15 protein-coding genes are annotated in these 11,991 nt (G+C 73.7%); 8 read left to right on the forward strand and 7 right to left on the reverse strand.

The genetic code is table 11. From position 1 onward, the window contains the following. Positions 1–175: 175 nt before the first annotated feature. From EIZ62_RS12145 to EIZ62_RS12165, 5 genes are all read left to right on the forward strand, one after another. Positions 176–1,372: a cytochrome P450 gene (locus tag EIZ62_RS12145; RefSeq protein ID WP_156692723.1), complete on the forward strand. Its 1,197-nt coding sequence runs from the start codon at positions 176–178 to the stop codon at positions 1,370–1,372. 11 nt (positions 1,373–1,383) lie between these two features. Beyond that, on the forward strand, positions 1,384–1,575 hold the full coding sequence (locus tag EIZ62_RS12150; RefSeq protein ID WP_156692724.1) for a ferredoxin: 192 nt from the start codon (positions 1,384–1,386) through the stop codon (positions 1,573–1,575). Between the two features lie 172 nt (positions 1,576–1,747). Continuing rightward, positions 1,748–2,206 (forward strand): hypothetical protein, encoded by a 459-nt coding sequence (locus tag EIZ62_RS12155; protein WP_156692725.1) that lies wholly within the window; start codon positions 1,748–1,750, stop codon positions 2,204–2,206. Between the two features lie 7 nt (positions 2,207–2,213). Next, positions 2,214–2,630: a thiol-disulfide oxidoreductase DCC family protein gene (locus EIZ62_RS12160; protein WP_156692726.1), complete on the forward strand. Its 417-nt coding sequence runs from the start codon at positions 2,214–2,216 to the stop codon at positions 2,628–2,630. Between the two features lie 11 nt (positions 2,631–2,641). Further along, positions 2,642–3,361: a TetR/AcrR family transcriptional regulator gene (locus tag EIZ62_RS12165; RefSeq protein WP_208827890.1), complete on the forward strand. Its 720-nt coding sequence runs from the start codon at positions 2,642–2,644 to the stop codon at positions 3,359–3,361. Here EIZ62_RS12165 and EIZ62_RS12170 read toward each other — a convergent pair. Beyond that, positions 3,327–4,613 carry a metallophosphoesterase gene (locus EIZ62_RS12170; protein WP_156692728.1) on the reverse strand — a complete coding sequence of 429 codons (1,287 nt, stop codon included), beginning with the start codon at positions 4,611–4,613 and terminating at the stop codon, positions 3,327–3,329. The two genes, EIZ62_RS12165 and EIZ62_RS12170, sit on opposite strands and share 35 nt — an antisense overlap. Before the next feature lie 6 nt (positions 4,614–4,619). After that, positions 4,620–4,877 carry an SCO4848 family membrane protein gene (locus EIZ62_RS12175; RefSeq protein ID WP_156692729.1) on the reverse strand — a complete coding sequence of 86 codons (258 nt, stop codon included), beginning with the start codon at positions 4,875–4,877 and terminating at the stop codon, positions 4,620–4,622. Between the two features lie 85 nt (positions 4,878–4,962). Here EIZ62_RS12175 and EIZ62_RS12180 point away from each other — a divergent pair, with 85 nt between their 5' ends. Continuing rightward, positions 4,963–6,264 carry a D-alanyl-D-alanine carboxypeptidase family protein gene (locus tag EIZ62_RS12180; RefSeq protein WP_341873942.1) on the forward strand — a complete coding sequence of 434 codons (1,302 nt, stop codon included), beginning with the start codon at positions 4,963–4,965 and terminating at the stop codon, positions 6,262–6,264. Here EIZ62_RS12180 and EIZ62_RS12185 read toward each other — a convergent pair. Genes EIZ62_RS12185 through EIZ62_RS12200 form a run of 4 tightly spaced genes read right to left on the reverse strand, consistent with a single transcriptional unit; the run spans position 6,197 to position 9,006 of the window. Further along, positions 6,197–7,099 carry a YihY/virulence factor BrkB family protein gene (locus EIZ62_RS12185; protein ID WP_156692731.1) on the reverse strand — a complete coding sequence of 301 codons (903 nt, stop codon included), beginning with the start codon at positions 7,097–7,099 and terminating at the stop codon, positions 6,197–6,199. The two genes, EIZ62_RS12180 and EIZ62_RS12185, sit on opposite strands and share 68 nt — an antisense overlap. After that, positions 7,087–7,512, reverse strand: coding sequence for a GtrA family protein (locus EIZ62_RS12190; protein WP_244375640.1), 426 nt, complete (start codon positions 7,510–7,512; stop codon positions 7,087–7,089). The genes EIZ62_RS12185 and EIZ62_RS12190 overlap by 13 nt, the downstream gene beginning before the upstream one ends. Continuing rightward, positions 7,509–8,420 (reverse strand): decaprenyl-phosphate phosphoribosyltransferase, encoded by a 912-nt coding sequence (locus EIZ62_RS12195; protein WP_167536373.1) that lies wholly within the window; start codon positions 8,418–8,420, stop codon positions 7,509–7,511. Before EIZ62_RS12195 ends, EIZ62_RS12190 begins: the two co-directional genes overlap by 4 nt. Beyond that, on the reverse strand, positions 8,413–9,006 hold the full coding sequence (locus EIZ62_RS12200; RefSeq protein WP_156692733.1) for a phosphatase PAP2 family protein: 594 nt from the start codon (positions 9,004–9,006) through the stop codon (positions 8,413–8,415). The genes EIZ62_RS12195 and EIZ62_RS12200 overlap by 8 nt, the downstream gene beginning before the upstream one ends. Before the next feature lie 176 nt (positions 9,007–9,182). On the opposite strand from EIZ62_RS12200, the gene dprE1 reads away from it, so the two are divergent. Continuing rightward, entirely contained in the window at positions 9,183–10,550 is a 1,368-nt protein-coding gene (dprE1, locus tag EIZ62_RS12205) for a decaprenylphosphoryl-beta-D-ribose oxidase (RefSeq protein ID WP_156692734.1), read from the forward strand. 22 nt (positions 10,551–10,572) lie between these two features. After that, entirely contained in the window at positions 10,573–11,343 is a 771-nt protein-coding gene (gene dprE2 / locus EIZ62_RS12210) for a decaprenylphospho-beta-D-erythro-pentofuranosid-2-ulose 2-reductase (protein WP_156692735.1), read from the forward strand. A 21-nt stretch (positions 11,344–11,364) separates the two neighbouring features. Here the strand turns inward: dprE2 and EIZ62_RS12215 are convergent, their stop codons facing one another. Further along, positions 11,365–11,955, reverse strand: a complete 591-nt coding sequence (locus tag EIZ62_RS12215; RefSeq protein WP_156692736.1) for a 2'-5' RNA ligase family protein — start codon at positions 11,953–11,955, stop codon at positions 11,365–11,367. Between the last annotated feature and the right edge of the window lie 36 nt (positions 11,956–11,991).

Consider the following 11,991-nt stretch of genomic DNA (forward strand, 5'->3'; position numbering starts at 1 on the left):
GGGCCCGCTTCCGCACGGAGGCGGGCCCTTCGCCGTGCGTCCCGCCCGCTCTCCCTCGTCCCGGTGGTTTGGCCGAACTACGCGTAGACCGGATGGATGCCTAGGGCATGTAGTGGTGATCGGCAGTCCGAATCAACCTCCGATCCGCCGCCGATCCGCCGCTTGCGAGGCCACCATGACGGAAGCCGTTGCGTTCCCGCAGAACCGCACCTGCCCCTACCACCCGCCCACCGCCTACGATCCGCTGCGCGAGGCGCGGCCGCTGTCCCGGGTCACGCTCTACGACGGCCGGTCGGTGTGGGTCGTCACCGGGCACGCCGCCGCCCGCCAACTCCTGTCCGACCAGCGGCTGTCGACCGACTCCACCAACGAGGCCTTCCCGATCTTCGCGGAACGGGTCGCCGCCGTGCGCAGCCGCCGCCCGCGCCGTACGGCCCTGCTGGGCGAGGACGACCCCGTGCACCACGCGCAGCGGCGGATGCTCATCCCGAGCTTCACGCTCAAGCGCACGGCCGACCTGCGCCCGCGCATCCAGCGGGCGGTGGACGAGCTGATCGACGCGATGACCGAGCAGGGGCCGCCGGCCGAGCTGGTGTCCGCGTTCGCCCTCCCCGTGCCGTCCATCGTGATCTGCGACCTGCTGGGGGTGCCGTACGCCGACCACGACTTCTTCGAGGGGCAGTCGCGGCGGCTGTTGCGCGGCTCGACGGCCGAGGAGATCGAGGACGCCCGCGACCAGTTGGAGGGCTACCTCGGCGATCTGGTTGAGCGGAAACGCGACAAACCCGGGGACGGCGTCCTGGACGACCTGATCGCGCAGCAGCTCGCCCACGGCCACCTCGACAAGCAGCAGCTGGTGGAGCTGGCCACGATCCTGCTCGTCGCGGGGCACGAGACCACGGCGAACATGATCTCGCTGGGGACGTTCACCCTGCTCCAGCACCCGGAGCAGCTCGCCGAGCTGCGGTCCGCCCCGGAGCTGATGCCGACGGCGGTGGAGGAGCTGCTGCGGTTCCTGTCGATCGCGGACGGGATGCTGCGGGTGGCGAAGGAGGACATCGACGTCGACGGGGTGACGATCCGCGCGGACGAGGGCGTCGTCTTCTCGACGTCGGTCATCAACCGGGACACCACCGCCTACCCCGAGCCCGACACCCTCGACTGGCACCGCTCCGCCCGCCACCACGTCGCGTTCGGCTTCGGCATCCACCAGTGCCTGGGCCAGAACCTGGCGCGGGCGGAGATGGAGATCGCACTGCGGACGCTCTTCGACCGGCTCCCCGGGCTGCGGCTGGCGGCACCGGCCGAGGAGATCCCGTTCAAACCCGGGGACACGCTCCAGGGGATGATCGAACTCCCCGTCACATGGTGAGGATGGGCCTCATGGACATTCTGATCGACAAGGACGTCTGCATCGGTGCGGGCCAGTGCGCCCTGACCGCCCCGGACGTCTTCACCCAGGACGACGACGGTTTCAGCGAGCTCGTTCCCGGCGGCGAGGACGGCGCGGGCAGCCCCCTGGTGCGGGAGGCGGCCCGGGCGTGCCCGGTGAGCGCGATCAAGGTGGCGGGCTAGCCCCGGCACCGGCCACCGGCCACCGGCACACCGCCCGGCGAGGGGTTCCTCGCCGGGCGGTGTCATGTCGTGCCCCGGGCGCCCACCCCCGCCCCCGCGAGTTGAACATGTTCAAAGACAGGTCTACAGTCATGACCGTCAGCTTTTGAACGCGTTCAAAGGAGGGTGGGGGATGGACCTCACTGTGGTCGCGTACGTCATCTACCTGCTGATCAGCGTGGCGCTCACCGTATGGGTGGCGCGCACGCTCAGCCGGAACGGGCGGATCTTCCTCGCCGATGTGCTCCGGGGGAACGAGAAGCTCGCCGAGGCGGTGAACCACCTGCTGGTCGTGGGCTTCTACCTGGTCAACCTCGGCTTCGTGGCGCTCCACCTGAGCCAGGACGAGAGCGTCGCCGACGCCCGGCGGCTGTTCGAGGCGCTGTCGGTGAAGCTCGGTGTGGTCCTGCTCGTCCTCGGCGTGATGCACCTCGGCAACGTCTACGTGCTCAACAGGATCCGCCGGCGCGGCGCGCTGGACCGGGAGCAGACGCCCCCGGTGCCGCCGCAGGGCTGGACCCCTCCCCAGGGCTGGACGCCCCCGCAGGGCTGGGCGCCGCCGCAGGGCCCGGCCCCCGCGACCGGGGCGTGAGGCGGCCGTGACCGGCCCGGCCGTACGACGGCTCACCGTGCTGTACGACGCGCACTGCCCGCTCTGCGTCCACCTGCGGCACTGGCTGGCACGGCAGGCGCAGCTCGTTCCGCTGGACCTGGTGCCCGCCGCCTCCGAGGAGGCCCGCCGCCGCTTCCCGGCGCTGGACCACCGGGCCACGCTCGAGGAGATCACGGTGGTCGGGGACGGCGGCCAGGTCTACCGCTCGACGGCCGCGTGGATCGTCTGCCTGTGGGCCCTGGCCGACCACCGCGCCAAGGCCAACTGGCTGGCCACCCCCGCCGGGTCGCCCTTCGCCCGGGTCACCGTCCTCGCCGCCGCCAAGTGGCGCGAGGCGCTGGCCCCGGCGGGCGGCCGGGGGTGCGAGGGCGGCCGGTGCGGCGTGCCGGACGCACCCCATTAGGCTCGGTCACCGTGAATGCCCAGAAGGCCGCCAAGAGCGAGCAGACCCGCACCCTCATCCTCGAAACCGCGCTCCGGCTGTTCCAGGAGCGCGGGTACGACAGGACGACCATGCGGGCCATCGCCCAGGAGGCGGGCGTCTCCGTCGGCAACGCCTACTACTACTTCTCCTCCAAGGAGCACCTGGTCCAGGGCTTCTACGACCGGCTCGCCGCCGAGCACGAGGTGGCCGTCCAGCCCGTCCTCGCGGGCGACAGGGACCTGGCGGTACGGATCAGGGACTCGCTGCTGACGTGGCTGGACGTGGCCGAGCCGTACCACCCGTTCGCGACCCAGTTCTTCAAGAACGCCGCCGATCCCGACAGCCCGCTCAGCCCGTTCTCCGACGAGTCGGTCGCGGCCCGCGAGGCCGCCATCTCCGTCCACGAGCGGATTCTGGCCGGCTCCGACACCAAGACCGCGCCGGAGCTGGCCGGACAGCTCCCCCACCTGATGTGGCTGATGCAGATGGGACTGGTGCTGTTCTGGGTGTACGACCGGTCGCCGGACACCCGGCGCAGCCGCCGTCTCGTCGTCCGCACCGCGCCCCTGGTCGCACGGGCGATCGCGCTGTCCCGGTTCCGGGTCCTCAGGCCGCTGGTGCGGCAACTGCACGAGGTGCTGGAGGAGTTCCTGCCGGACGCGGTGACCGGCGCGGCTACGCCCGCTTCGACGCCAGCTCCACGAGCGTGATGTCGGAGGGCGCGCCGACCCGGACCGGCGGTCCCCAGGCACCCGCGCCCCGGGACACGTACAGCTGGGTGTCGCCGTACCGTTCGAGCCCGGCGACGGTGGGGTTGGCCAGCTCGGCGAGGTAGTTGCCGGGCCAGAGCTGACCGCCGTGGGTGTGGCCGGACAGCTGGAGGTCCACCCCGTGCTCCACCGCGTCGTGGATGACGACCGGCTGGTGCGCGAGCAGCACGGCGGCGCGCGCCCGGTCGCGGTCGCCGAGGGCGGCGGCGAAGTCGGGGCCGTCGCCGTAGTTCTCGCCCGCGACGTCGTTGACGCCCGCGAGGTCGAACCCGGCGATCTCCACGCGCTCGTTGCGCAGCGGGCGCATGCCCAGTTCGCGCACGTGGTCGACCCACTGCTCGGCGCCGGAGAAGTACTCGTGGTTGCCGGTCACGAAGAAGGAGCCGTCACGGGCCCGCAGCCCGGCGAGCGGCTCGGCCGCCGGGCCCAGGTTCTCGACGCTGCCGTCGACCATGTCGCCCACCACGGCGACGAGGTCGGGCTGGGTGGCGTTGATGGCGTCGACGATGCGCTGCGTGTGGGCGCGCCCCAGGATCGGCCCCAGGTGGATGTCGCTCACCACCGCGATCCGGTACCCGTGCACCCCTCGGGGCAGCTTGGCGAGCGGGACGGTGACCCGCTTGACCCGGGGCCCCCGCAGCACGCCGTACGTGCCGTACCCGACCGTCCCGAGCGCGGCGGCCGCGGCCGCACCGCCGACGACGCGCGAGACGAACAGCCGCCGTGACGGGCCGGTCGCCGCGGTGGGCCCGGCGGAGGCGGGCGGCTCGGGGGCGGTCGGCGGTTCGGGGGCGGGAGCCGCGGGGGCGGGCGCGGGCGGCACGGTGACGGGCGGCGCGGCGGGGGCGGGCGGCGCGGCGGGGGTGGACGCGGCCCGGCGGTCGAGGGCGCGGCGCAGCAGGGGCCGCACCGCCTCCCCCACCACCAGGGCGAGCACCAGGTACAGCAGCAGGGCCAGCCACAGGAAGCCGGGCCAGGACACCACCCGCTGGAGCCAGAACGGCACCCCCGCCCGGCCGGCCGTCAGCGCGGCCAGCGACAGCAGCGGGAGTACCACCAGGGCGATCGTGCCCAGGCGGCGGGCGGCGCCTCCCGGTACGGTCACATCACGGACCAGGCGGCGCCACACGTACCAGTGCACCACGGCCAGCAGGCCGACGACCCCGACGAGCACCAGCAGGACGAGCAACACCGGCCCCTACCCCTCTTCGCCGCGCGCGCCGCGACGCGATGCGCGTACGCCACGCAACCCGATGACGCCCACCACCGTCCCCAGAACAAAGGACGTGATGGCGAGCAACAGGTGGACCCAGAAGTAGGCGGTCGGGTCACCCGCGTCGTCGAAGGCCAGACCGCTCCCGTCGTTCCACAGATTCTTGACGAAAGTGATCCAGATGAACCAGCTCCACACCCCGAAAGCGAGCAGGAACCAGGAGGCGGAGCGGCTGAGCTTCATGGGTTCAGTATCACCACCGCCGCCCGGGGCCCTGCCGCGGGGTGTGGTGTCGGCTCCCGGAACGGCCCCCTGTACGTTCTCGTCCGTGCCCGCCGTGAAGAAGACCGCGCAGACGTACCTGAGCAGGGCCGCCGCGGCGGTCGCCGCCGCCGCGCTGCTGCCCGTCCTCACCGCCGCGCCGGCCCTCGCGGCCCCGCCGGCGGACAAGGAGGACAAGCAGCCCAAGCCACCCGCCGTGATGTCCACGGTCGGCGGGCTGAAGCTCGGCACGCCGGGTACGCAGGTGAACCTGGCCCCCGGCGTGCCGGTGCTGCCCAAGGAGGTCACGGGCCGCTCCTGGATCGTGGCGGACGCGGAGAGCGGCGACGTGCTGGCGTCGCACAACGCGCACTGGCGGCTGCCCCCGGCCTCCACGCTGAAGATGCTGTTCGCGGACACCGTCCTGCCGAAGCTGCCCAAGAACCGGTCGCATGTGGTGGCCCCCGAGGAGCTGGCGAAGGTCGGCGAGGGCTCCAGCCTCGTCGGGGTGAAGGAGAAGCAGGCCTACACCGTCCACGACCTGTGGCTGGGCGTCTTCCTGCGCTCCGGCAACGACGCCGTGCACGTGCTGTCCGCGATGAACGGCGGCATCGACCAGACCGTCCGGGACATGAACGCCCGCGCCGCCGAGCTCCAGGCGCTCGACACGCACGTCGTCTCGCCGGACGGGTACGACGCGGTGGGCCAGGTCTCGTCCGCGTACGACCTCACGCTGATCGCGCGCAGCGGCATGCAGAACAAGGACTTCCGCGAGTACTGCTCGACGCCGCGCGCGAAGTTCCCCGGCGAGGTGAAGCCGGGCAACAAGAAGCGGTCGACGTTCGAGATCCAGAACACCAACCGGCTGCTGACCGGTGACTTCGGCATCCCGGCGTACCAGGGCATCGCCGGTGTGAAGAACGGCAGCACCACCCACGCGGGCGCCACCTTCACCGGTGTGGCCGAACGGAACGGCAAGGTTCTGCTGGTCACCGTCATGAACCCGTCGGCGAAGGAGGGCCACGCCGTCTACAAGGAGGCGGCGCGCCTGCTGGACTGGGGTTTCTCGGCGGCCGGGAGGGTGCGGCCGGTCGGTGAGCTGGTGGCGCCGAAGTCGGCGGGCGCCGGCACCGGCGAGAGCGGCGGCACCGGGCAGACCGGCCCGGGCGGCGGCGACCAGGCCGCCGGTGACCGCTCCGGCGGCGCGACGGTCGCGGCGGCCGGCGGTGCGAGCGGGGCCGGGACGGCGCTGGCGGTGGTCGGCGGGGTGCTCGTCCTGCTGGCCGCCGGGTGGTTCATGGTCAACCGGCGCTGGCCGCTTCCCGATCTGGTGCGCCGTCGCCGCCGTCCCGGGTCCGGGAGCGAGTAGCCGTCCAGGCGGCGCAGAACAGCAGCAGCTTGGCGGTGAAGTTGATCCACAGCAGGAGCGCCACGGGCACGCCGAACGCCCCGTACATCGACTTCGCCGCCACGTCCCGCATGTAGCCGCCGAGCAGCAGCTTCAGCGCCTCGAAGCCGACCGCGCCGATCAGGGCCGCCACGGCGAGGCGGCGGCGCGGCGGGTGGACGCCGGGCAGCAGGGTCAGCACGTACAGCAGGATCAGGAAGTCGGCGAGGACGGCGACCGCGAGGGCGACCGCCTGGAGGAGTACGCCCCCGGCGCCGCTCTCGGAGATCCCGATCCGCTCGGCGGTCCAGCCCACGGTGGTGGAGCCCAGCCAGGAGGCGGCGAGCGACGCCAGGCCGGTGGCGCCGAGGCCGAGGAGGATCACGGCGTCCTTGCCCTTGCGGACGACCGGGTTGCCCTCGTCGCGGTCGTCGACGCCCCACACGGCGCGCAGGCAGTCGCGCATGGAGCCCACCCAGCCGATGCCGGTGAACAGCAGCAGCGCGCCCGCGACCAGGCCGACCGTGCCGGCGTTCGCCACCAGGGAGTCCAGGTCGAGCTGGTCGGAGATGCCGGGCACCTGCTCGGCGATCTTCTCCTCCAGGGTGCGGAGCTGTTCCTCGCTGAGCAGCGCGGCGCCGACCGCCGCGGCCACGGTGATCAGCGGGAAGAGGGCGAGGAAGCTGATGAAGGTGATGGCGGCGGCCAGCCGCGTCCAGTGCGCCGCGTCGAGCGTCTCGTACGAGCGCCACGCGTGCGTCCGCATCAGGCGGGCGGCCCAGGGGCCGATGACGGGGAGCTTGGTCAGCCAGTCCATGACGTGCCCCTACCCCCGGTCGGGAAGACGAGCGTGCGGGTGCCCCAGAAACGCACGCAGGTGGCGAGGGCCATCCCCACGCCGAGCCCCGAGACGGTGTCGGCCAGCGGGGACGTGAGCCCCAGCGCGTAGTGCGACACCCCCAGGCACGCCAGCTGCACGGCGGCGCCCGCCAGGTTGACCCCGAAGAACGCCCCGTACTGGCGCAGGTGGAGGCCGCGGCGGCGGTACGTGCCGAGGGCGTTGCCCACGTAGGCGACGGTGCAGCCGGCGAGGAAGGCGAGCGCCTTGGCGATGAGCGGGTCGAGGTGCGGCCGCAGCGCGAGGAAGAGCGCGAGGTCGGCGGCGTAGGCGATGCCGCCCGCGATCAGGAACCCGGCCGCCTCGCGCCGCACGGGTGGGTCCGGCCTCACAGGTCCGCCACCGCCATCCCGTACATCGCGAGCCAGGCCAGGCCGATGACGGCGAGCGGGCGGTCGCGCAGGACGACGTCCTCCGGGGCGCCGGCGGTGCCGCGGTCGGCGAACACGGCGTACCGCAGGACGGCGAGGATGAACGCGATGGTGGACAGCTGGCGCCAGGTCCCGCTGTGCTCCAGGGCCCACAGGCAGTAGCCGAGCACGGCGACGCCGGCGGCCAGCTGCCAGACGAACCGGAGGTAGCCGGTCGTGTACTCGGTCAGCAGCAGGCGCGTGGCCCCCTCCCGCCCCGCCATCTGGACGGCTTCCGAGTAGCGCTTGGCGGCCACCATGAACAGGGCGCCGAAGCCGGTGGTGATGAGGAACCAGCGCGAGAGCGGGATGCCGAGCGCCACCCCGCCGATCATGGCCCGCATCACGAAGCCGGTCGTGACGACGGCCAGGTCGACCACGAGGACGTGCTTGAGGCGGAGGCAGTAGGCGAGCTGCATGACGAGGTAGGCGGCCAGCAGCGCGGCCGTGAGCGCGTTGCACAGGACGGCGGCGCCGGTGAGGGCCCCGAGCGCGAGGAGGCCGCCGGTGCCGTACGCCACGGACACCGGGACGTCCCCGGCCGCCACGGGGCGGCGGCACTTCACGGGGTGGGCGCGGTCGGCGTCGGCGTCACGGGCGTCGTTGACGAGGTAGACGGCTGCGGCAGCGGCGGTGAACAGCACGAAGACGATGCCGAGTTGCAGGGCGGTGTGCCGGGACGCCAGCTGCCCGGCGGCGGCGGGCGCGGCGACCACGAGCACGTTCTTGACCCACTGGCGGGGCCGCGCGGTGCGGACGAGCCCGAGCGGCACGCCCACGGCCTGGGCGAGCGGGCGGGTGACGGCCGCCACGACGCCCGGCTCAGCCACGGCGACGCCTACGGAAACGATCCGCCACGTCCCGGTGCACCCAGGTGCGGCCCGCTTTCGCCGCCACGGCCCCGAGCAGGGCGCCGGCCGCGACGTCGGTCGGGTAGTGCACGCCCACCACCAGGCGGGACAGGCACATGGCCGTCGCGAGCGGCACGCCCACGCGCCGGACGCCCGGGCGCAGCGCGCCGAACACCAGGGCGGCGGCCACCGCCGAGGTGGCGTGCGAGCTGGGGAACGAGTGCCGCCCCACGACGGGCCGCAGCACCCCCCGCCCCTCCCTGCCGCGCCCGACCGTGACGATGGGCGACAGGGAGGGGCGGGGGCGGCGGACGAGGCGTTTGAGGGTCACGCTGGCCAGGTGGGCCGTGGCCGTGAGGGCCGTGGCGCGCAGCCAGGGGCCGCGCCGGGGGCGGTCGGTCACCGCGCCGGTGAGTCCGGCGGCCAGCCAGAGCGCGCCGTGCTCGCCCGCGTACGACAGGGCGCGCGCGGCCGACGCCAGCGCCGGCCGGCGGTGGCCGCAGGCGTGCAGCGCGTCCAGCAGCAGATGATCGGCGCCCTCCCACCGGGCGCCCGCGAATCGCATCCTCCGCCACCCCTTTCGTCGTCCCTGGCCGGTGCACCACGGACGACTCTGGCGCTCCGCACACCACAGGACGCGACAATCTTGTACGACACTCGTTTAATCACCCATATCGGCGAGCCGACGACTCCACCGACAAACCCGTCAAATGACCCAAGTGCGGCGATACGGTCGCATCCATGTCTGACGCCGACACCTCCACCGACCCCGCCGAACCGGTGACCGGCTGGGGCCGCACCGCCCCCAGCGTCGCCCGCGTCGTCCGCCCCCGCAGCTACGAGGAGGCCGCCGCCGCCGTCCGCGCCTGCGGCACCCGCGGCGGCATCGCCCGCGGGCTCGGCCGCGCCTACGGCGACGCGGCGCAGAACGCCGGGGGCGCCGTACTGGACATGACCTCCCTCGCCCGCATCCGCTCCGTCGACGCGGACGCGGGGCTCGTGGTCTGCGACGCGGGCGTCAGCCTGCACCGCCTGATGCAGGTGCTGCTGCCGCTCGGCTGGTTCGTCCCCGTCACCCCCGGCACCCGCTACGTCACCGTCGGCGGGGCCATCGGCGCCGACATCCACGGCAAGAACCACCACGTCTCCGGGTCGTTCGGCCGCCACGTACGCGCCTTCGACCTCCTCACCGCCGACGGCACGATCCACACCGTCGCCCCCGGCACCGACCTCTTCGACGCGACCACCGGCGGCATGGGCCTCACCGGGGTCATCCTCTCCGCGACCCTCCAGCTGCTGCCCGTCGAGACGTCCTGGATGTCCGTCGACACCGAACGCGCCGCCGACCTCGACGACCTGATGGCCCGCCTCACCGCCGACGACCACGGCTACCGCTACTCCGTCGCCTGGATCGACCTGCTCGCCCGCGGCGCCGCCACCGGCCGCGCCGTCCTCACCCGCGGCGACCACGCCCCCCACGACGCCCTCCCCCGCCGCGCCCGGCGCGACCCGCTCGCCTTCCGCCCCGGCCGGCTGCCCCCGGCGCCCTCCTTCGTGCCCGAGGGGCTCCTCAGCCGCCCGGCGGTCGGCCTGTTCAACGAACTCTGGTACCGCAAGGCGCCCCGGCACCGCACCGGCGAACTCCAGCGGCTGTCCGCCTTCTTCCACCCGCTGGACGGCGTCCCGCACTGGAACCGGGTCTACGGGCGCGGCGGCTTCGTCCAGTACCAGTTCGTCGTCGGACACGGCCGGGAGGACACCCTGCGCCGCATCGTGCGCCGCATCGCCCGCCGGGGCTGCCCGTCCTTCCTCGCCGTCCTCAAACGCTTCGGCGAGGGCGACCCGGGCTGGCTGTCCTTCCCGATGCCCGGCTGGACCCTGGCCCTGGACATCCCGGCCGGGCTCAGCGGCCTCGGCACGTTCCTCGACGAGCTCGACGAGGAGGTCGCGGACGCCGGCGGACGCGTCTACCTCGCCAAGGACTCCCGGCTGCGCCCCGACGCACTGCGCGCCATGTACCCCCGGCTGCCCGACTTCCTCGCCCTGCGCGCCGAGCTGGACCCGCGCTCGGTGTTCACCTCGGACCTCGCCCGCCGCCTGTCTCTGTGAAATCGTGAAGGAGTACGCCGTCATGAAGGACGCCTTCGGCGCCCCCCAGTCCCTGCTCGTCCTCGGCGGCACGTCCGAGATCGCGCTCGCCACCGCCCGGCGCCTGATCGCCCGCCGCACCCGCACGGTCTGGCTGGCCGGCCGCCCCTCCCCCGAGCTGGACGCGGCCGCCGTCTCGCTGCGCGAGCTGCGCACCGGGCAGGACGAGGTGACCGTCCACACCGTGCCGTTCGACGCCCTGGACCCGGCCGCCCACGAGGAGACGCTGGGGAAGGTGTTCGCCGAGGGCGACGTCGACATGGTGCTGCTGGCCTTCGGCGTCCTCGGCGACCAGGGTCGCGACGAGGCGGCGCCGCTCGACGCCGTCCGGGTCGCCCAGACCAACTACACCGGCGCCGTCTCCGCCGGCCTGACCTGCGCCAACGCGCTGCGGGCGCAGGGGCACGGCGCGCTGGTCGTGCTGTCGTCGGTGGCCGCCGAGCGGACCCGGCGGGCGAACTTCATCTACGGCTCCAGCAAGGCGGGCCTCGACGCCTTCGCCCAGGGCCTGGGCGACGCCCTGCACGGCTCCGGCGTCCACGTCATGATCGTCAGGCCCGGGTTCGTACGGACGCGGATGACGGCCCGGCTGGCGGAGGCGCCCATGGCCACGACACCGGAGGCGGTGGCGCACGCCATCGAGCAGGGGCTGTGGCGCCGGTCGGAGACCGTGTGGGTGCCGGGCAGGCTCCGCCTGGTGATGGCGGCCGTACGGCACCTGCCCCGCCCGCTCTTCCGCCGCCTGCCCCTCTAGGGCGTGTCGCCGGCGGGCCGGTCAGCCGCGGCTGGTGGCCGGTTCGTCCACCGGGGAGCCCTGGGCGGGGACGGACGGGGCCGGGCGGCCGGCGCCGAACTCGTACTCGGACAGCTTCCGCCACACGCCGTCCGCACCCTGCTCGTACAGGGCGAAGGAGCCGACGGTCCAGGACGCCTCGAAGTCGGCCAGCTCCTCGTACGCCACGTCCATCGCCTCCTCGGCGATGCCGTGCGCCACCGTCACGTGCGGGTGGTACGGGAACAGCAGCTCCCGCTCCAGCGGGCCCGAGGCGTCCCGGACCCGCTTCTGGAGCCACGAGCAGGCCGCCGCGCCCTCCACGACCTGCACGAAGACGACCGGCGACAGCGGACGGAACGTGCCCGTGCCGGACAGCCGCATCGGGAACGCCCGGCAGGCCGCCGCGACCTCGGCGAGGTGGGCCCGGACCGCGGGCAGCCGTGCCTCCTCCACCGAGGTCGGCGGGAGCAGCGTGACGTGCGTGGGGATGCCGTGCGCGGCGGGGTCGCCGAAGCCCGCGCGCCGCTCCTGGAGCAGGCTGCCGTATGGCTCCGGGACCGCGATCGAAACGCCGAGCGTTACGGTCCCCACGTCGTTCTCCTCAGTGTCGGTGCGGTCGTCGGTGGT

It is taken from the genome of Streptomyces ficellus, from assembly GCF_009739905.1.
Lineage (GTDB): Bacteria > Actinomycetota > Actinomycetes > Streptomycetales > Streptomycetaceae > Streptomyces > Streptomyces ficellus_A.